The sequence below is a fragment of the Mesorhizobium sp. M0500 genome (assembly GCF_040321165.1).
Lineage (GTDB): Bacteria > Pseudomonadota > Alphaproteobacteria > Rhizobiales > Rhizobiaceae > Mesorhizobium.
The window spans coordinates 126,086-144,379 of sequence record NZ_JAMYRB010000014.1; the positions used below are offsets into that span (position 1 = coordinate 126,086).

At 63.0% G+C, this 18,294-nt stretch carries 15 protein-coding genes; 5 read left to right on the forward strand and 10 right to left on the reverse strand.

Annotation, left to right across the window (positions count from 1 at the left end):
* Window positions 1-34: 34 nt before the first annotated feature.
* Window positions 35-1,312 carry a 5-aminolevulinate synthase gene (gene hemA / locus NKI70_RS22950; protein WP_352448656.1) on the reverse strand — a complete coding sequence of 426 codons (1,278 nt, stop codon included), beginning with the start codon at window positions 1,310-1,312 and terminating at the stop codon, window positions 35-37.
* 265 nt (window positions 1,313-1,577) lie between these two features.
* Between hemA and galE the strand changes: the two genes are divergently transcribed.
* Both galE and NKI70_RS22960 read left to right on the forward strand, forming a co-directional pair.
* Complete coding sequence (galE, locus tag NKI70_RS22955; RefSeq protein ID WP_352724918.1) at window positions 1,578-2,573, forward strand: UDP-glucose 4-epimerase GalE; 996 nt, start codon at window positions 1,578-1,580, stop codon at window positions 2,571-2,573.
* Between the two features lie 43 nt (window positions 2,574-2,616).
* The gene (locus tag NKI70_RS22960; RefSeq protein ID WP_352724919.1) at window positions 2,617-3,867 is read left to right on the forward strand and encodes a D-amino acid dehydrogenase; all 1,251 of its coding nucleotides are present in this window, start codon (window positions 2,617-2,619) and stop codon (window positions 3,865-3,867) included.
* Window positions 3,868-3,903: 36 nt separating this feature from the next.
* On the opposite strand, the gene NKI70_RS22965 is transcribed toward NKI70_RS22960, so the two are convergent.
* The 7 genes from NKI70_RS22965 to NKI70_RS22995 all read right to left on the reverse strand — a co-directional run bounded on the left by NKI70_RS22965 (window position 3,904) and on the right by NKI70_RS22995 (window position 11,045).
* Window positions 3,904-5,274, reverse strand: a complete 1,371-nt coding sequence (locus NKI70_RS22965) for an FGGY-family carbohydrate kinase (RefSeq protein WP_352724920.1) — start codon at window positions 5,272-5,274, stop codon at window positions 3,904-3,906.
* The gene (rhaM, locus tag NKI70_RS22970) at window positions 5,271-5,588 is read right to left on the reverse strand and encodes an L-rhamnose mutarotase (RefSeq protein WP_352724922.1); all 318 of its coding nucleotides are present in this window, start codon (window positions 5,586-5,588) and stop codon (window positions 5,271-5,273) included. Before rhaM ends, NKI70_RS22965 begins: the two co-directional genes overlap by 4 nt.
* Window positions 5,588-6,589, reverse strand: a complete 1,002-nt coding sequence (locus tag NKI70_RS22975) for an ABC transporter permease (RefSeq protein WP_352448661.1) — start codon at window positions 6,587-6,589, stop codon at window positions 5,588-5,590. Before NKI70_RS22975 ends, rhaM begins: the two co-directional genes overlap by 1 nt.
* Window positions 6,586-7,563, reverse strand: coding sequence for an ABC transporter permease (locus NKI70_RS22980; protein WP_352572216.1), 978 nt, complete (start codon window positions 7,561-7,563; stop codon window positions 6,586-6,588). Before NKI70_RS22980 ends, NKI70_RS22975 begins: the two co-directional genes overlap by 4 nt.
* A complete protein-coding gene (locus tag NKI70_RS22985; RefSeq protein WP_352724923.1) occupies window positions 7,560-9,101 on the reverse strand; it encodes a sugar ABC transporter ATP-binding protein in 1,542 nt (513 codons plus the stop codon). The genes NKI70_RS22980 and NKI70_RS22985 overlap by 4 nt, the downstream gene beginning before the upstream one ends.
* Window positions 9,102-9,184: 83 nt before the next feature.
* Window positions 9,185-10,180, reverse strand: coding sequence for a rhamnose ABC transporter substrate-binding protein (gene rhaS / locus NKI70_RS22990; RefSeq protein ID WP_352448664.1), 996 nt, complete (start codon window positions 10,178-10,180; stop codon window positions 9,185-9,187).
* A gap of 55 nt (window positions 10,181-10,235) precedes the next feature.
* Window positions 10,236-11,045 (reverse strand): DeoR/GlpR family DNA-binding transcription regulator, encoded by an 810-nt coding sequence (locus NKI70_RS22995; protein WP_023677380.1) that lies wholly within the window; start codon window positions 11,043-11,045, stop codon window positions 10,236-10,238.
* A 187-nt stretch (window positions 11,046-11,232) separates the two neighbouring features.
* On the opposite strand from NKI70_RS22995, the gene NKI70_RS23000 reads away from it, so the two are divergent.
* The 3 genes from NKI70_RS23000 to ggt all read left to right on the forward strand — a co-directional run bounded on the left by NKI70_RS23000 (window position 11,233) and on the right by ggt (window position 17,063).
* Window positions 11,233-13,335 carry a bifunctional rhamnulose-1-phosphate aldolase/short-chain dehydrogenase gene (locus NKI70_RS23000; protein ID WP_352724924.1) on the forward strand — a complete coding sequence of 701 codons (2,103 nt, stop codon included), beginning with the start codon at window positions 11,233-11,235 and terminating at the stop codon, window positions 13,333-13,335.
* Window positions 13,336-13,460: 125 nt separating this feature from the next.
* Window positions 13,461-14,753, forward strand: a complete 1,293-nt coding sequence (gene rhaI, locus NKI70_RS23005; RefSeq protein ID WP_352724925.1) for an L-rhamnose catabolism isomerase — start codon at window positions 13,461-13,463, stop codon at window positions 14,751-14,753.
* A 573-nt stretch (window positions 14,754-15,326) separates the two neighbouring features.
* Window positions 15,327-17,063, forward strand: a complete 1,737-nt coding sequence (gene ggt, locus NKI70_RS23010; protein ID WP_023677383.1) for a gamma-glutamyltransferase — start codon at window positions 15,327-15,329, stop codon at window positions 17,061-17,063.
* 64 nt (window positions 17,064-17,127) lie between these two features.
* On the opposite strand, the gene NKI70_RS23015 is transcribed toward ggt, so the two are convergent.
* Window positions 17,128-17,469, reverse strand: coding sequence for a hypothetical protein (locus tag NKI70_RS23015; protein ID WP_292663955.1), 342 nt, complete (start codon window positions 17,467-17,469; stop codon window positions 17,128-17,130).
* A 181-nt stretch (window positions 17,470-17,650) separates the two neighbouring features.
* A complete protein-coding gene (locus tag NKI70_RS23020) occupies window positions 17,651-18,100 on the reverse strand; it encodes a hypothetical protein (protein WP_352572214.1) in 450 nt (149 codons plus the stop codon).
* Between the last annotated feature and the right edge of the window lie 194 nt (window positions 18,101-18,294).

Sequence of the window (18,294 nt, forward strand, 5' to 3'; positions counted from 1 at the left end):
CAAATGGTTCTCGGCGTAGAGTTTTAAACGACCTTCAGCCGCCCGACTTCGGCACCAGCAGCGGAATGACGCGGTCGCTCTTGGCGACCGACGGTCGGCCCGCCGAACCGTAGGGAATCCCCAACGCATCCCATGTCTCGACCAGCGCGTCCTGCAGGGACGCAATCAACGCGTCCGAATGGAACGGTGTAGGCGTGATGCGCAGCCGCTCGGTGCCGCGCGGCACTGTCGGGTAGTTGATCGGCTGGATGTAGATGCCGTGCACACCGAGCAGGCGGTCGCTGGCCATCTTGCAGAGCTCGGGATCGCCGACCAGAAGGGGCACGATGTGGGTAGGCGACTCCATCACCGGCAGGCCGGCCGCGGCCAGCACTTGCTTGGTCCGTGTCGCCTGACGCAGCTGCGCATCGCGCTCGGCCTGCGAGCGCTTGAGATGGCGGATCGAGGTGGTTGCCGCGGCGGCGATCGCCGGCGGCAACGCCGTGGTGAAGATGAAGCCCGGCGCATAGGAGCGCACCGCGTCGATCACCGCAGTGTTGCCGGCGATGTAGCCGCCAAGCGTGCCGAACGCCTTGGCCAGTGTGCCCTCGATGATGTCGATGCGGTCGGCCAGCCCTTCGCGCTCGGTGATGCCGCCGCCGCGCGGCCCGTACATGCCGACGGCGTGGACCTCGTCGATATAGGTCATGGCGTTGTAGCGCTCGGCGAGATCGACGATCTGCTTGATCGGCGCGATGTCGCCGTCCATTGAATAGACGCTCTCGAAGACAATCAGCTTGGCGCGCTCGCGGCCGGCTGTCTGCAGCAGGCTTTCGAGATGCGCGACGTCGTTATGGCGGAAGATCTTCTTCTCGGCGCCCGAGCGCCGCACGCCCTCGATCATCGAAGCGTGGTTGAGCTCGTCCGAGATGATCAGGCAATTGGGAAGCAGCTTTGCAATGGTCGAGATCGACGCCTCGTTGGAAACGAAGCCGGAGGTGAAAACCAGTGCGGCTTCCTTGTCGTGCAGGTCGGCCAGCTCCAGTTCGAGCTCGACCAGCGGGTTGCTGGTGCCGGAGATGTTGCGGGTGCCGCCGGCCCCCGACCCCATCTTGCCTGCCGCCTTCTGGAACGCGGCAATGACGTCGGGATGCTGGCCCATGCCGAGATAGTCGTTGGAGCACCAGACGGTGATTTCCTCGGCGCGGCCATTGGCGCGCCAGATGGCGCGCGGGAATTTCCCGACGATACGCTCAAGGTCGGCGAAGACGCGGTAGCGACGCTCCGCATGGAGCTGGTCGATCGCTTCCTCGAAAAACCGCTGATAGTTCATGTCGCCTTCCCAGTTTTGCGCGGGATCATAGTCATTGGCCCATTCGTCGTCCACCTGGCCTTTTTGGTCAAAATGCCACGCCCCGAGCCTGTTCCTAACGACCACGGAACGTGGCCTATTCCCTTGATGTGGATCAATCTTGTTTCACGACAATGCCACGCGCCGATGAGACCGGTTACCGCAGGTTCTCATGGCCTGGCGGCAGGTTTTCCAGTAAGGCGGCGTTTGAGACAGTTCCGACAAATCATGAATAGCGAGGATGCGGATGACGGTTTTGGTGACAGGCGGGGCCGGCTATATCGGTAGCCATATGGTCTGGGAATTGCTGGACACGGGCGACAGCGTCGTCGTCCTCGACCGGCTTTCTACCGGCTTTGAATGGGCGGTGGCCCCGGAAGCAAAGCTCGTCGTCGGCGACGTCGCCGACAGGGAACTGGTCGCCTCGATCATTCGCGACAATAAGGTCGACGCGATCATCCATTTCGCCGGCTCGATCGTGGTCCCCGAATCGGTCGCCGACCCGCTTGCCTATTACGAGAACAACACCTGCAAGACGCGCTCCCTGATCGAGACCGCGGTGCGCGAAGGCGTGCCCAATTTCATCTTTTCCTCGACCGCCGCCGTCTATGGCGGCGCCGGCCTGGAGCCGGTGCGCGAGGATGCCCGGCTTGCGCCGGAATCGCCCTATGGCCTGTCCAAGCTGATGAGCGAATGGATGCTGCGCGACGCGGCAATTGCCCATGGGTTGCGCTATACGGCGCTGCGCTATTTCAACGTCGCCGGCGCCGATCCGAAGGGCCGCACCGGCCAGTCGACGCCCGGTGCCACGCATCTGATCAAGGTCGCTTGCGAGACGGCGCTCGGCAAGCGCCCCTTCATGCAGGTGTTCGGCATCGACTATCCGACGCCGGACGGCACCTGCATGCGCGACTATATCCACGTCAGCGACCTGGCGGCGGCGCATCGGCTGGCGCTTCAGCGGCTGCGTGCCGGCGGATCGAGCCTGGTCGCCAATTGTGGTTACAGCCACGGCTATTCGGTGCTCGAGGTCATCGACAGCGTCCGCCGCGTCTTCGGCCATGATTTCGAGGTACGGATGGGCGATCGCCGCGCCGGCGACGCCGCCGCGGTCGTCGCCAATTCGGAGCTGGCGCGCGGCGAGCTCGGCTGGACCCCACAGCGCGACAACCTCGACCAGATCGTTGCCGATGCGCTTGCCTGGGAGCGCATCCTGACCAGCAAGAATTCGGCTCTGGGGTGAAGTGGGCTCTCCGCAAAGGTTGGCTCAGCGCGCTGGGGGCGGAATGAAAATCCTGGTGCTTGGGGCCGGCGTCGTCGGTACGGCGGCGGCCTATTATCTGGCCAGCGACGGCCATGAGGTGACGGTGATCGAGCGCCATCCGGCGGCGGCACGCGGCACCAGCCAGTCGAATGCCGGCCTGGTGTCGCCCGGAGACGCCACCGCCTGGGCCTCGCCAGCCGCGCTGAAGACGTTCCTGCGCGGCCTCTACAACCACGATCTCGGCATCAAGGTGCGGCTGCGCTTCGATCCGTATTTTTTCGCCTGGAGCCTGCGCTTCCTGCGCCAGTGCACGCATAAGCGCATGCGCGCCAACACCGACGTCAAGCTGCGTCTGGCGCTCTATTCGCGCGACTGCATCAACGCCGTCTCCGCCGAAACCGGCATCCACTATGACGAGCGCAAGAAAGGCATTCTCTATTTCTTCCGCTCGCAGCAGAGCTTCGATACCGGCACCGACAATTATCGCTATCTCGGCGAACACGGCCTGCCGATCGAGATCGTCGGCCGCGACCGGCTGGTCGAGCTCGAGCCCGGCCTTGCCGGCGCCAAGGACAAGATAGCCGGCGGCGTCTATTCGCCGATCGACCAGACCGGCGACTCCAGCCAATTCACGCAGCGCCTCGCTGCCTATGCCGCCGAGAAACTCGGCGTCCAATTCCTCTACGGCACCACGGTCGAAGGCCTCGACATCGACGGCGACCGGGTGCGCGCCGTGATGACCTCGGCCGGCCCGGTCGCCGGTGACGCGGTGGTCATTTCCATGGGGCCGGAGAGCGGTCTGCTCGGCCGCCGCTACGGCATCGATCTGCCCGTCTATCCCGTGAAGGGCTATACCGTGACTGTTCCGCTGGAAGATGAAAGCAAGGGGCCGATCATGGGCGGCGCCGACGAGGACCGGCTGATCGGCTATTCCAGGCTGGCAAATCGGCTGCGGATGTCCTCGACGGCGGAGTTCACCGGGTTCGACCGCAGGTTCAAGCCACGCGATTTCAACTCGATCCTGAACACCGGCAAGGACCTGTTCCCCGGCGCTTTCGACGAGAGCAAGGCCGAGGTCTGGGCTGGACTTCGGCCGATGATGCCGAACTCCGTGCCGGTCATCGGCCGGGCGCGGTACGACAATCTCTACCTCGACACCGGCCACGGCCATCTCGGCTGGACCATGGCCTGCGGTTCGGGAAAATTCCTTGCTGACGTGGTCGCCGGCCGCAAGCCGGAGATCGATCCGCAAGGGCTGGTCTACAGGAACTAGGCATCTCCAGACATCAGGGCGTCATGAGCTCGGCGGTCAGGCTCGTTCGTCGACCGCCGAACGCCAGGAGCGCACGTAACTTGTCCAGAGTGGATCGGCCGACGGTTCGGTCCTTTCGCCTCTGCCTTGCGGTGTCCCCTGGTCCGACGCCAGCAAGGCGGCGCCGATGCTGGTGCCTGTCGCAGCCTCGGAGGCAATGACGGCGCGCGCCGCCGCCGCAGCCAGCATGCGGGTGAACAGCCGGTTGCGGGCGAAGGGTCCTTCGACGATGGTGGGACCGTCCGCGCCGATCAGGTCGAGGCAGGTCGCGGTCATCAGCGCCAGGTAGAACGAGATGGCGACAAAGCGCTGGCCGACGCTCATACCGTCCGCGTTAAGCCATGATGCGGCGTGATGCGGAAACGGCCCCGAACCCTGTTGGGTCGAGGGCAATAGGGACGTCTTGCGCGCTAGCACCGTGGCAACATCGTCTTCCGTCCAGTTCTCCGATTGGCCCTCGGTCAGCAGGGAGAACTCGCGGCCACCCATGAAGCGCGCCGACGGCACGGGATCGCCGAGCGCGTTGACATTGACCAGCGTATCGCGTGCCGGGTCGAGCGCGATCTTGTTGCCTCCGACTGCCATCGACACCACCCAGGTGCCGGTCGAGACCACGGAGAAAGGCGGTCTGTCGGACAGGAGATGCGGCAGCAGCGAGGCGTTGGAATCGTGCAGGCCGCAAAACACCGGCGTTTGCGGGTCGAGCCCGGTCCGTGTCGCAAGCGCGGGCAGGATCGGCCCGAGGCGGTCCTTCGCCGGCCGTACCGGCGCCATTAGCCGGCGCCATTGCAGCCGGTCGACCAGCGACGAAAAATCCGCTTTCCACGGGTTCCACAGATCGGTGTGGCAGCCGAGCGAAGTCGCCTCGCTGGCGGCGACGCCGGTCAGGCGCAAGGCCCAGTATTGCGGATACATCAGGATCGCGGCGGTTCTGGCGAAATCCGCCGGAAAGCGCTTCTGCTGCCAGAACAGCTGCGCGCCGAGATTGAGGCCGGCCGGCAGGCGCGGCGTGCCGGTCTCGGAGAACGCCGGACGGATCGTGTCATAGTCCCCGGCAAGGGCATCCGGCCCGTCGAATTCGTAGTCGAGCACCGGCAGCGCCAGTTCGCCTGATGCGTCGACCAGCACGCCCGTTGCGCCATGGGTGGTGATCGATATCGCATCGATGCGCTGCTCGCGATCGATCTCGGTCAGGCTGCCAAGGATAAACGCCCATAACCGCTCGACGTCATGGTGCGGGTATGGGCCTTGCCGAAGCGGCTCGTTCACCATCCTGCGCAGCGCGACTTCGCTTGCTGCGGCAAGATCGACCAGCGCCACCTTGGCGTTGGTCTTGCCGATATCGATGACGGCGACGTGGCGGGTCATTCCATATGGAACATTGTTTCCAGCCGCACCGCCACCGGCTCGTTGTTCGGCTTGGTCTCCATGATGTCCGCCATCTCGGCCCACCAACGCTGCATCACCGGATGCTTCGGCAATTCGTCCATGCCATGGTCGTCACGGCGCCACAGCACGCCGAACAAGATGTTGGTCTCTTCGTCGAGATGGATCGAGTAATCGGAGATACCGGCCTGCTTGAGCAGCGCGACCAGCGACGGCCAGATGTCGTCGTGGCGCCTCTTGTATTCGGCCTTCATGCCCGGATTGAGCTTCATCTTGAACGCGTATTTCTCCGGCATCAGGCAAAGCGCTCCCGCCGCACGCGCCGCCACAGGATCGGCAGCGCGATGACGATGATCAGCAGCAGGCCGATGAAGATCGACATTACGATCCCCGGCACGTTGAGCAGGCCGAGGCCGAAGGTCACCAGTCCCATGATGAAGGCGGCCAGCACCACACCCAGAATGCTGCCGGCGCCGCCCAGGATGCTGACGCCGCCGAGCACCACCATGGTGATGACTTCCAGCTCGTAGCCCTGTGCGATGGACGGCCGGGTCGAGCCGAGCCGCGATGTGATCAGCACCGAGGCGATGCCCGCCATCAGGCCGGTCAGGCAAAACAGGATGAATTTGATACGGCCGACGCGTACGCCGGAAAACTGCGCCGCGACCGGGTTGTTACCGATGGCAAAGACCCGGCGGCCGAAGCTCGTCCGGTGCAGAAGGAACCAGTAGACGACTGCCGCGATCAGGAAAAGCGTCAGTTCGAACGACACCACCCACCAGACATAGCCCTGGCCGAAGAAGGCGAAGCTCGCGGGATAGCCCTTGTAGGCCTGGTCGCCGAGGATGATGAAGGCGATGCCGCGAAACAGGCTCATCGTACCGATGGTGACGACGATCGACGGCAAGCCGAGCCTGGTGACGAGCAGTCCGTTGAAGGCGCCGCAGCCGAGCCCGACGACGAGGCCGATTGCCACCAGTTCAGGCATGCCGGCGCCGGCCTGCACCGCCATGCCCATCATTGTTGACGCCAGCGCGATGATGGCGGCCACCGACAGGTCGATTTCACCGGAGATGATCAGCAGCGCCATGGCCAGCGCGATCAGCGCCTTTTCCGTGAAGTTGAAGGTTAGGTCCGACAACGACCACGCGTCGAGGAAGTAGGGCGAGGCAAAGCTGTTGACGGCAAAGATGGCAACCGCAACGACGACCAGCAGCGCCTCCCATGAGAAGATCGCCGACGTCAGCGGCTTGTCGAGCCGGTCGGGAATATGGCGTGGGGCAGGGGTGTCGGTCATGCCGCTTCCGCCTTCTTGAGGATGATGCGGCCTTGCCGGCGTTCGCCGCGCGCGTTGAGCACCACGGCCAGGATGATGGCGCTGCCTGAAATCGCCATCTGCCAGAAGGGTGAGATGTTGATCACCGGCAGCGCGTTGGAGATGATGCCGAGGAACAGCGCGCCGAGCACCGCGCCGCCGACCGAACCGATGCCGCCGGCAATCGAAATGCCGCCGATGACGCAGGCGGCGATGATATTGAGCTCATAGCCATTCGCGACCTCGACCGAGGCGATGACGTAGCGCGAAATCCAGAGATAGCCGCAGAGGCCGCCGATCATCCCCGAAATGCAGAAGACGGTGAATTTCGTCCGGCCGACATCGATGCCGGCATAGACCGATGCGGTCGGGTTGACGCCGATGGCATAGATCGAGCGGCCGAGCGCGGTGCGCGTCATCACGAGGAAGAACAGCGCAATAACCAGCACGGCGATCCACGACAGTACCGGAATGCCGAGGAAAGCCGCGCGCTGCAACCCGATGAAATCAGCGCTCATCTGGTCGGCGTTGACCCAGGCGCCGCCTGAAATGACGAACGTGGCGCCGCGGTAGATGGTGAGGGTGCCGAGCGTTACCACGATCGAGGGAATGTTCAGCCGCCATACCAGCAGGCCGTTGATGGCGCCGAGCACCAGGCCGACCAGAAGTGCGATGACGATCAGCAGCGGGATCGGGATCGCCGGATGCGCGGCGTTCAGCATTGCCACCACCATGCCGGTGAAGCAGAGATTTGAAGCCATCGACAGGTCGATCGAGCGGGTCAGGATGACGACCATCTGGCCGAGCGCCAGGATCATCAGGATCGACGTGTCGTTGAACACCTGGCGCAGGTTGGCCGGATCGGCAAAACCTGGAAATCGCGTGGAGATCAGCCCGATCAGCACGACGATTGCCGCCAGCAGCCAGACCTCGCGGTATTTGAGAAGAGCCTTCATGCCGCGATCCCCGCTGCCGTCCTGACCAAGGTTTCGGCGTCGAGCCCTTTATTGTCGTAGACCGCGGCAATGCGGCCCTCGCGCATAACGACGACGCGGTCCGACATGCCGAGGATTTCCGGCAATTCGGACGACACCATGATCACCGACAGGCCTTGCGCGACGAGCTCGGCCATGAAGCCGTGCACGGCGGCCTTCGAGCCGATGTCGATGCCCTTGGTCGGCTCGTCCAGGATGATCACCTTGGGCGCGGTCGCCAGCCATTTGGCGATGACGATCTTCTGCTGGTTGCCGCCCGACAGCGTGCCGACGTCCTGGCTGAGCGAGGAGGCGCGCAGATCGAGCCGCTCGGTGTAGGAGCGGGCCAGCGCGAACTCTTCGGCCAGCCGCAATATGCCGGATTTGGATGTCCGTTTGAGCGAGGGCAGCGAGACATTCTGGAAGATCGGCAGGCCGATCACCACGCCTTGCTTGCCGCGCTCCTCCGGCACATAGACGATGCCGGCGTCGATCGAATCCGCCGCCGATTTCGGCGCGATTGCCTTACCCTCCAGCGTGATCGTGCCGCCGCTGGTGCGGGTGATGCCTGATATCGCCTGCATCACCTCGCTGCGCCCGGCGCCGACAAGGCCGTAGAAGCCGAGGATTTCGCCCCTGTGCAGCTCGAAGCCTATGTCGTCGAACTCGGTCGGGTGCGACAGGCCGGAGACGGCCAGCACCGGCGCGCCGATCTCGGCCTTGCGCTGCGGAAAGATGTGATCGACCGAGCGGCCGACCATCATGCGCACGATCTGGCTCTGGCCGGCGTCCTTGATCAGGCCTTCGCCGACCATCTCGCCGTCGCGGAACACGGTATAGCGGTCGGCGATGCGGTAGATCTCATCGAATTTGTGGCTGATGAACAGGATCGCCTTGCCGTCGCTCTTGAGGAATTCGATCAGCAGGAAAAGCTCTTCGATCTCCTTCATCGAAAGCGCTGCCGTCGGCTCGTCCATGATGACGATCCGCGCGTCGATGGACATGGCGCGGGCAACCGCGACTAGGTGCTTGTTGGCAATGCCGAGATCCTTCAGCCTGGCGTCGGCGTCGATATGGCCGGCGCCCATCGTGTCGAGCACCTCGCGGGCATTCTTGCGCATGGTGCGCCAGTCGATGGTTTTGAAACGCGTGCGCGGCGCATGGCCGAGGAAGATGTTTTCGGTCACCGTCAGGTCGTCGAACAGCACGGTTTCCTGGTGGATGGCGGTGATGCCATGCCCGAACGCGGCGTGGGCGCTGGGCAATGTGACCGGCTGGCCGTCGATGCTGATCGTGCCAGCATCCGGCTGGTAGATGCCGGTCATGATCTTGACCAGCGTCGACTTGCCGGCACCGTTTTCGCCGATCAGCGCGGTTACGAGGCCGGGATAGAGCGACAGGCCGACATTGTGCAGCGCCCGCACGCCGGGAAAGCTTTTCGAGATGCCGGACAGCGTCAGGCGCGGTCCGGATGACAAAGGCGCTTCATTTGCCACTTCGTGCTGGGCTGTCGTGTCCATAATCGTATCAAGCCCTGTAGCAAGGTTCGTTTGAAAGCGCGGCGGAACCTGAGCCCCGCCGCACCGTTTCGAAGGTTCCAGGATCAATAGATCTTGGAGAACTTTTCGATGTTCGACTTGTCGAACTGGAAGGGCGGAGCCATCGCAGCCGAGTTGGTGTCGTCGAGTGTGACCTTGCCGACGCGGCCGATCGACAGCGTAGCACCGGGCTTGGCCTCTTCCTTCTTCACCGCCAGATCGTGGGCGAGGTAGACGGCGGAGTAGCCGAGATCGATCGGGTTCCACAGCGCAACCGCCTGGCTGGCGCCATTGTCGATGAACTTCTTGAACTCCGACGGCAGCGCCAGGCCGGTGACGTTGACCTTGCCGATCAGGCCTTCATCGGTCACCACCTGCGCGGCGGCAACGACGCCGACCGTGGTCGGTGCGATGATCGCCTTGAGGTTCGGATAGGACTTCAGCAGGCCCTTGGCTTCGTCCGTGCTCTTGGCCGAGTCGTCGTCGCCATAGACGGTGGCGACGAGCTTGATCTTGGGGAACTTCTCCGGCAGCACCTTCTTGGCCGCGTCGATCCAGGCATTCTGGTTGGTCGCGGTCGAAGAAGCCGACAGGATGGCGACATCGCCGCCTTCCGGCAGGTAGTCGGCGGCCAGCTTGATGATGGTCTCACCGATCAGGTTGGTATCGGAGGGGTTGAGGTGAAGCTGGCGTCCTTCCGGCGCGACGCCTGAATCCCACGAGATGACGGTAATGCCGCGCTGCATCGCCTTCTTCAGCACTGGCACCAGCGCGTCGGCGTCGTTCGCCGAAATGGCGATGGCATTGACCTTCTGGGCGATCAGCGAATTGACCACTTCGATCTGCGCTTCGGCGGTCGCCTTGGTCGGGCCGGTGTAGATGATGTCGACATCGCCGAGCTCCTTGGCCGCCTCTTCGGCGCCCTTGTTGGCGGCGTCGAAGAAGCCGTTGCCGAGCGACTTCACCACCAGCGCGATCTTGACGTTTTCGGCGTAGGCGGCATTCACGAACATGGCGGCGGAGAACGCCGCCGTAACCATCAATTTCTTCAGAAAGCTCATCGAATATCCTCCCTTGAGCGTTGCATTCCATCGCCGCTGCGGGCGTGAGTGGTTCTCAGGCCTGCAGCGAAGATTCTTCCTTGTTGGTTGCCGTTGTGCGGGCGATGATCAGCGTCACGCCGGCGGTCTCCAGCATCTTGGCTTCGCGATCCTCGATGGCGTCGTCGGTGATCACCGTGGCGATGCGCGACAGGCCGCACAGGATCAGGCTCGAGCGTTTGCGGAACTTCGAGGAATCGACCAGCACCACCAATTCGTCTGCCTGGTCGATCAGTTTCTGCTCGGCCTGGATCAGCAGCGGGTCGCCTTCCATAAGACCGAGCGGCCCCAGCCCTTGCGCACCCATGAACATGCGGCGCGCGTAGAAATTGCGCGTCACGTCATTGTCGAACGGCGACAGGATGATGTTCTGCTCGCGGTAGATGGTGCCGCCCGACAGCATCACCGTGTTCTTGGAGTGCCTGAGCAAGTGCTCCGCGATCGGGAAGGAATTGGTGAAGATCGGCATGCGGCGGCCGGTCAGGAAATGCACCATCTGGAAGGTGGTGGTGCCGCCATTGATGATGATCGGCTCGCCGTCCTTGCACAGATCCACGGCTTCCCGCGCGATTGCCCGCTTCTGCGAAGCGTTGATGGTCTCGTTGACGGAAAAGGGCCGGCCGGCAAGGCCGATGAACTGCGGCGGCGAAAGCGCCTCGGCGCCGCCGCGCACCCGGCGCAGCCGTTTTTGCACATGCAATGCCGCGATGTCGCGCCGGATCGTCGCCTCCGACGACTCCGTCAGGTCGACCATCTCCTGCACCGTCACCACAGGCTTTTCCTGGACGGCGGACAGAATGATCCTGTGGCGCTCTTTCTCGTGCATGGTTCCTCCCTGCCTGAGCATCTAGGCACCCAAAGCGCGCAGTGTCAATCATTTCCGATCATATAATTTCATTGTGCAATGCAATATGATTGATGTTGATCGTTTGTGATTGACAAGACAGCCGCTTGCGTAGAAATTCGCACAAAAGGGACCGGCGCCGTTTGCGTGTCCCAAAGGGAGGATACCTATGCTCGACAAGCGCTCCGGCACGCGCCTCGCCAATCTTTGGGATGAGGCCAAAGCCCAGGCAATGAGCGAGCCGGAACGTCTGGTCTATCGCTCGAACGTTCTTGGCTCCGACAAGCGCGTCACCAATTATGGCGGCGGCAACACCTCCTCCAAGATCTGGCAAAAGGATCCGCTTACCGGCGAGAGCGTGGAAGTGCTGTGGGTCAAGGGCTCGGGCGGCGACAGCGCCTCGATCAAGCTCGACGGCTTCGCCACGCTCTACATGGACAAATTGCGCGCGCTGAAAGGTCTCTATCGCGGCCTCGAACATGAAGACGAGATGGTCGGCTATCTGCCCCATTGCACCTTCAACCTCAACCCGCGCGCAGCTTCCATCGACACGCCGCTGCATGCCTTCGTGCCGAAGCCTTATGTCGACCATATGCATCCCGATGCCATCATCGCCATTGCCGCCGCCAAGGATTCGCAGGCGCTGACCAAAGAGATCTTCGGCAACACGATCGGCTGGCTGCCATGGAAACGTCCGGGCTTCGAGCTCGGCCTGTGGCTGGAGAAATTCTGCCGCGAAAACCCCGAAGCCAAGGGTGTCGTACTGGCCAGTCATGGCCTGTTCAGCTGGGGCGACACGCCGAAGGAATGCTACGAGACGACGATCTCGGTGATCAACCAGGCGATCGACTGGTTCGAGCGCAAGAGCCATGGCAAGCCGATTTTCGGCGGCGAAGTCGTCAAATCCCTCGATGCGCCTGCGCGTCGCGCCGTGGCCGCAAAACTGATGCCGAGGATCCGTGGCCTGATCTCGGAGAACAGCCACAAGCTCGGCCATTTCGACGATTCCCCTGCCGTGCTCGAATTCGTCAATTCCCGGGATTTGCGGCCGCTGGCGGCACTCGGCACGTCCTGCCCGGACCACTTCCTGCGCACCAAGATCCGGCCGCTGGTCATCGAGTTCGACCCCCAAAATCCCGACGTCGATGCCGTCATTGCCCGTCTTGCCGATGATGTGGCGGAGTATCGCGTCGGCTATCAGGCCTATTATGACCGCTGCAAGCACGCGGATTCGCCACCGGTGCGCGATCCGAACGCCGTCGTCTATCTGATGCCCGGCGTTGGCATGTTCACCTTCGCCGGCGACAAGGCGACGGCGCGCATATCGGGCGAATTCTACGTCAACGCCATCAACGTCATGCGCGGTGCCTCGACGGTCTCGACCTATGTTGGCCTGCCCGACCAGGAAGCCTTCGACATCGAATACTGGCTGCTCGAAGAGGCAAAGCTGCAGCGCCTGCCGAAACCAAAGGCTCTTGCCGGCCAGATTGCGCTGGTCACCGGCGGCGCCGGCGGCATCGGCCGGGCCACCGCCAGCCGGCTGCTGCGCGAGGGCGCGTGCGTCGTGCTGGCCGATATCGACGAAGCAGCCCTTGCCAGCGCCAATGACGAGCTTGCCAAGGCCTATGGCAAGGATTTCGTGCGGCCCGTAGTCATCAACGTCACGTCCGAGGATCAGGTGATCTCCGGCTTTGCCGAAACGGCGGTCGAATTCGGCGGCATCGATATTCTGGTCTCCAATGCCGGCCTGGCCTCCTCGGCGCCGATCGAGGACACCACGCTGACGCTGTGGAACAAGAACATGGACATCCTGTCGACCGGCTATTTCCTGGTTTCGCGGGAGGCGTTCCGGCTGTTTCGGGCGCAGAAGATCGGCGGCAACGTCGTCTTCGTCGCCTCCAAGAATGGGCTTGCCGCATCGCCAAACGCCGCCGCCTATTGCACTGCCAAGGCCGCCGAAATCCATCTGGCACGCTGCCTGGCGCTGGAAGGCGCGGAAGCGCAGATCAGGGTCAATGTCGTCAACCCCGACGCTGTGCTGCGCGGCTCGAAGATCTGGACCGGCGAATGGAAGGAACAGCGCGCCGCCGCCTACAAGATGTCGACCGACGATCTCGAGGAGCACTACCGCTCGCGTTCGATGCTGAAGCGGTCGGTGTTCCCCGAAGACATCGCCGAGGCGATCTATTTCTTCGCCTCCGATATGTCGGCCAAATCGACCGGCAACATCATCAACGTCGACGCCGGCAACGCACAGAGTTTTACGCGATAAGCAGTCGTTTGACGGTTGGCGCCGACGCCGGAGCTTTACCCTTCTCCCCGTCACTATACGGGGAGAAGGTGCCGGCAGGCGGATGAGGGGCAGCGCCAACCGAACGCATTTGGGAGGAAACTTTAGTGTCCGAAACCATCATCTCCGCCGATGTTGTCGAGAAAGACAATGCCGCGCGCAACGCCAATCTCAAGCGCGATTACGAGTCTCTCGGCGAGCGCCTCGACCGCCGCGGCATCGCCATCGACGCCATCCGCGACAAGGTCGAGAAATTCGCCGTCGCCATCCCGTCCTGGGGCGTCGGCACCGGCGGCACCCGCTTTGCCCGCTTTCCCGGCGCCGGAGAGCCGCGTGACATTTTCGACAAGATCGAGGACTGCGCCGTCATCCGGCAATTGACGCAGGCGACGCCGACCGTCTCGCTGCATATTCCCTGGGACAAGGCCGATCCGAACCGGCTGAAGCAGGCGGCATCCCGCTTCGGCCTCGGCTTCGACGCCATCAACTCCAACACCTTCTCCGACGCCAGGGACCAAAAACTTTCCTATAAATTCGGCTCGCTGTCGCATGCCGATGCAGCAACACGCCGGCAGGCGGTCGAGCACAATCTCGAATGCATCGAGATCGGCAGGACGCTGGGCTCCAAGGCGCTGACGGTGTGGATCGGCGACGGCTCGAACTTTCCCGGCCAGGTCAATTTCGCCAAGGCATTCGAGCGCTATCTCGACGCGATGAAGGAGATCTATGCCGGACTGCCGGACGGCTGGAAACTGTTCACCGAGCACAAGATGTACGAGCCGGCCTTCTATTCGACCGTCGTGCAGGATTGGGGCACCAATTACATCATCGCCAAAGAGCTTGGCGACAAGGCGTTCTGTCTGGTCGACCTTGGCCATCACGCCCCCAACGTCAACATCGAGATGATCGTGTCGCGACTGATCCAGTTCAAGAAACTTGGCGGCTTCCATTTCAACGATTCGAAATATGGCGACGACGATCTCGACGCCGGCTCGATCGATCCCTACCGGCTGTTCCTCGTCTTCAATGAACTGGTCGATGCCGAGCTTGCCGGTGCCGAAGGTTTCGATCCGGCCCACATGCTCGACCAGAGCCATAACGTCACCGATCCGATAGAAAGCCTGATGTTGTCTGCGGTCGAGGTGCAGCGCGCCTATGCCCAGGCGCTGCTGGTCGACCGCAAGGCGCTCGAAGGCTTCCAGGACGCCAATGACGCGCTGATGGCGACGCAGACGCTGAAGACAGCCTATCGCACCGACGTCGAGCCGATCCTTGCCACGGCGCGGCTGAAGACCGGCGGCGCCATCGATCCGGTCGCCGCCTACCGCGCCGCCGGCTACCGAGCGAAGGTCGCAGCCGAACGGCCGGCGGTGGCGAGCGTCGGCGGCGGGATTGTTTGATGTTGGGGGTGAAAATGAAAAACCCGCCACGAAGGGCGGGTCGTTGGAGCCAATTAGCACCACACTCAAATTAGTAGCATAGCTTCCGGCACAAAGCAAGAACAAAATTGCTGTAACGTGAAAATTCTGGGAGCCGCGATGAAGCGTGGCCTTGTTTCCAACGCTGCGGCGCTCAGAAGTAACGGCATGGATCCTAGGGTCTCCGCGACGTCGCTTCGCTCCTGCTCCGCCCTAGGATGACGAAGGCGTGAGGGCCTACAGCTAATCGCAGATGTTGGGGATTGGCGGCTGATGGCAATGGCAAACGTTGCAGGCTGGCGGCTGCTGGCAAATCGCAAACTTTCGGGATTAGCCGATCCCTCCCTCCCTTCGTCATCCTAGGGCGGAGCAGGAGCGAAGCGACGTAGCGGAGACCCTAGGATCCATGCCGTTGCAGTCGCCGAAGATTGCAACGGCGGTTGCGAGGCGAACCGGCACAGGCGTGCGAACCCTCCCGATTCTTTCGATCTTCGCAGTAGACTCAACCGCTCCAAGCGCGTTTCCTAGGCCTACCCCACGCCTCGGAGTACGGCCATGCACAACACCCGCCGAACCCTAATCGCCGTAAGCCTTTCCCTCACCCTGACCTTCGTACCCTTCCTCGCCTATGCCGCCTCGCCGCAGCCGGCGAAGGGCGAGCACGGCATGGTGGTGACCGCCCAGCACCTTGCGTCTGAGGTCGGCGTCGAGGTGCTGAAGCAGGGCGGCAACGCGGTCGATGCCGCCGTCGCCGTCGGCTATGCGCTGGCCGTGGTCTATCCGACCGCCGGCAATATCGGCGGTGGCGGCTTCATGACCATCCGCTTCAAGGACGGCCGCTCGACCTTCCTCGATTTTCGCGAGCGCGCGCCGCTGGCCGCGACCAAAACCATGTATCTCGACAAGGACGGCAAGCCGGTAAAAGGCGCCAGTCTCGACGGCTATCTGGCGGTCGGCGTGCCGGGCTCGGTCGCTGGTTTCGAAATGGCGCGGGAGAAATACGGCACGCTGTCGCGGCAGGACTTGCTGGCGCCGGCCATCCGCTTTGCCAAAGAAGGCTTCGTGCTGGAGCAGGGCGATGCGGCCTCGCTCCAGGGCGGCGCGGAGCGGTTGGCCAGGGACCCAGCGGCGGCGGCCATTTTCCTCAAGCCGGACGGCAAGCCTTATGCTGTCGGCGAGCGCCTTGTTCAGCCCGATCTCGCGGCTTCGCTTGCCGCCATTTCCGAACGCGGGGCGGATGCCTTCTACAAAGGCGCGACCGCCGACGCCATCGTCAAGGCGAGTGGCGAGAAGGGCGGCATTCTGGCCAGGGCTGATTTCGAAAACTATGCGGTGCGCGAGCTCAAGCCGGCGACCTGCAATTACCGCGGCTACGAGATCATTTCCTCGCCGCCGCCGAGCTCCGGCGGCGTCATCATCTGCGAGATCCTCAACGTGCTTGAGTTCTATCCGTTGTCCTATCTCGGCGCCGGTTCGGCCGAGACGGTTCACGTCATGGTCGAGGCGATGCGCCACGCCTATGTCGACCGCAATTCGGCGCTCGGCGATCCCGGCTTCATCGACAATCCGGTCGCAAAACTGCTCGACAAGAATTACGCCAGGGAAATTCGCGAAAAGATCGATCCGTTCCGGGCCGGCGTCTCGCAGGAATTGATGCCGAAGGGCTTTGGCGAGAGCAACGAGACGACGCATTTTTCGATCATCGACAATGACGGCAATGCCGTCGCGGTAACCTACACGCTGAACGGCTCTTTCGGCGCCGGCGTTGTCGCCGCCGGCACCGGCATCCTGCTCAACAACGAGATGGACGATTTCACCCAGAAACCCGGCGTGCCCAATCTCTATGGCCTCGTCCAGGGCGAGGCGAATGCGATTGCGCCGAAAAAGACGCCGCTGTCGTCGATGAGCCCCACCATCCTCGCCAAAGACGGCAAGCCGTTCATGGTCATCGGCAGCCCCGGCGGTTCACGCATCATCACCATCACGCTGGAGGCGATCGTCAACGTCGTCGATCACGGCATGAACATCCAGGAGGCCATCGACGCACCGCGCATCCATCACCAGTGGCTGCCTGACACGGTCTATATCGAACCCTTCGGCCTGTCGCCCGATACCGAAAAGCTGCTTACCGGCATGGGCTACCGCCTCGATCTTGCCGACACGACCTGGGGCCAGGCGGCCGGCATCCTGGTCGGCGGCAAGAGCCTGGCGGAAATCGAGAAGGGTGGCGGCGCCCGCTACAATGGCGCCATCGACAGCCGCGCCGCAGCCGGCAAGGCTATCGGGTATTAAACCCCAAAAAGTGGGAACCGGTTTTCGGATAAGATCATGGTCAACAAGAAGATTGCGCCTTGCTTCAGGTGACCAGCGCGATCGTCGACGCTATCAGCATCAGCGCCGCGATGCCGACGAACAGGGCGTAGATGCGCGGCCGGTCGAGCAGAAGTGCATTGCCGGATATCCATGCCGCGGTGGCGCCACCAAGCGCGAAAAAGAAGGTGCTGCGGCGCCCGAAGCTCAAGCCGGCAGCCATCAGGCCACCGATGATCAGGGCGCCGAACACGATGATCACGGCGACTGCGTATTTTTCGAAATCGTTGCTGCCGGCGCTCGGGCCGATTGCGTTCAACCTCGACAGATCGTCCGGATCGAACGGGCTGGTCGACCCATATTCGTCTTGACCGACAGGCTCATGCATTATTCGTTCTCCGCAAACCGACAGCAAATCATCAAGCCTCGCCGAGCGCAACCGCTCGCCGAATGTGATCGGCACGGTGTTCAACACTTTCTGGCGGCGGCTTGCCAGAGATTTTTGAATTCGCGCTTGGATCGCCGCCCCGCTGCGCGGCCTGGTCAAGCGCTTTGCCCGAGCTGAATCTTCATGCCGCCCTGGCCAAAGACCGCGTCGCCTGAACGGAAGCCCCAAGCACCGCCTGTGCGGTGTCGGCCTGCCTTTCATCGACATGCGCCAGCACCAGGATCACACCTTGTGCGGCATCCGGCTGGCCTAGCTGCTTGCCGGTACCGGACAATGTGTCGAAAAGTCTGCCGGCAACGCAGCCCAAGGCTGCACCGACGAAGGCCGATGCCAGCCATCCCGCGCCGAGGGGATCGATGCCGGGGATATCAAAGGCGCCGAGGCCGGCCAACAAACCCGCCGCCGCGCCAAGGGCGGCACCGGTGCCTGGACCGCGCAAGACGGCGCCGATTTCGTCATCGTAGGGTCCGATGACACTGATTTCGTGGCGGGCGATCCCTGCCGCCTGAAGTGCTTCGACGGCTCGCGCCGCCTGGTCATGGGAATCAAAAAGTCTGCTGATTGTTCGCATTGAAACTGCCTGTGAGGCCCCCCGGCCCTCGACGGTACGGCGGGTTCCTGCTGAGCGACGACGCCGAGGAACCGCCTAACGCATACGTCGCCCCCCCCGCAATTGCGCGCGGCGGGGGCCTAATGCCCGCGCTTTGACGGCACGCGGTGATCTTGTCGATCTTGGGCGGGGCTGGGTGTGTGGGGTTTACAACA

Excerpts from the sequence above, each read along its gene's own strand:
- hemA (WP_352448656.1), bottom strand. The coding sequence starts at position 1,312 with ATGAACTATCAGCGGTTTTTCGAGGAAGCGATCGACCAGCTCCATGCG.
- galE (WP_352724918.1), top strand. The coding sequence starts at position 1,578 with ATGACGGTTTTGGTGACAGGCGGGGCCGGCTATATCGGTAGCCATATG.
- NKI70_RS22960 (WP_352724919.1), top strand. The coding sequence starts at position 2,617 with ATGAAAATCCTGGTGCTTGGGGCCGGCGTCGTCGGTACGGCGGCGGCC.
- NKI70_RS22965 (WP_352724920.1), bottom strand. The coding sequence starts at position 5,274 with ATGACCCGCCACGTCGCCGTCATCGATATCGGCAAGACCAACGCCAAG.
- rhaM (WP_352724922.1), bottom strand. The coding sequence starts at position 5,588 with ATGCCGGAGAAATACGCGTTCAAGATGAAGCTCAATCCGGGCATGAAG.
- NKI70_RS22975 (WP_352448661.1), bottom strand. The coding sequence starts at position 6,589 with ATGACCGACACCCCTGCCCCACGCCATATTCCCGACCGGCTCGACAAG.
- NKI70_RS22980 (WP_352572216.1), bottom strand. The coding sequence starts at position 7,563 with ATGAAGGCTCTTCTCAAATACCGCGAGGTCTGGCTGCTGGCGGCAATC.
- NKI70_RS22985 (WP_352724923.1), bottom strand. The coding sequence starts at position 9,101 with ATGGACACGACAGCCCAGCACGAAGTGGCAAATGAAGCGCCTTTGTCA.
- rhaS (WP_352448664.1), bottom strand. The coding sequence starts at position 10,180 with ATGAGCTTTCTGAAGAAATTGATGGTTACGGCGGCGTTCTCCGCCGCC.
- NKI70_RS22995 (WP_023677380.1), bottom strand. The coding sequence starts at position 11,045 with ATGCACGAGAAAGAGCGCCACAGGATCATTCTGTCCGCCGTCCAGGAA.
- NKI70_RS23000 (WP_352724924.1), top strand. The coding sequence starts at position 11,233 with ATGCTCGACAAGCGCTCCGGCACGCGCCTCGCCAATCTTTGGGATGAG.
- ggt (WP_023677383.1), top strand. The coding sequence starts at position 15,327 with ATGCACAACACCCGCCGAACCCTAATCGCCGTAAGCCTTTCCCTCACC.
- NKI70_RS23015 (WP_292663955.1), bottom strand. The coding sequence starts at position 17,469 with ATGCATGAGCCTGTCGGTCAAGACGAATATGGGTCGACCAGCCCGTTC.
- NKI70_RS23020 (WP_352572214.1), bottom strand. The coding sequence starts at position 18,100 with ATGCGAACAATCAGCAGACTTTTTGATTCCCATGACCAGGCGGCGCGA.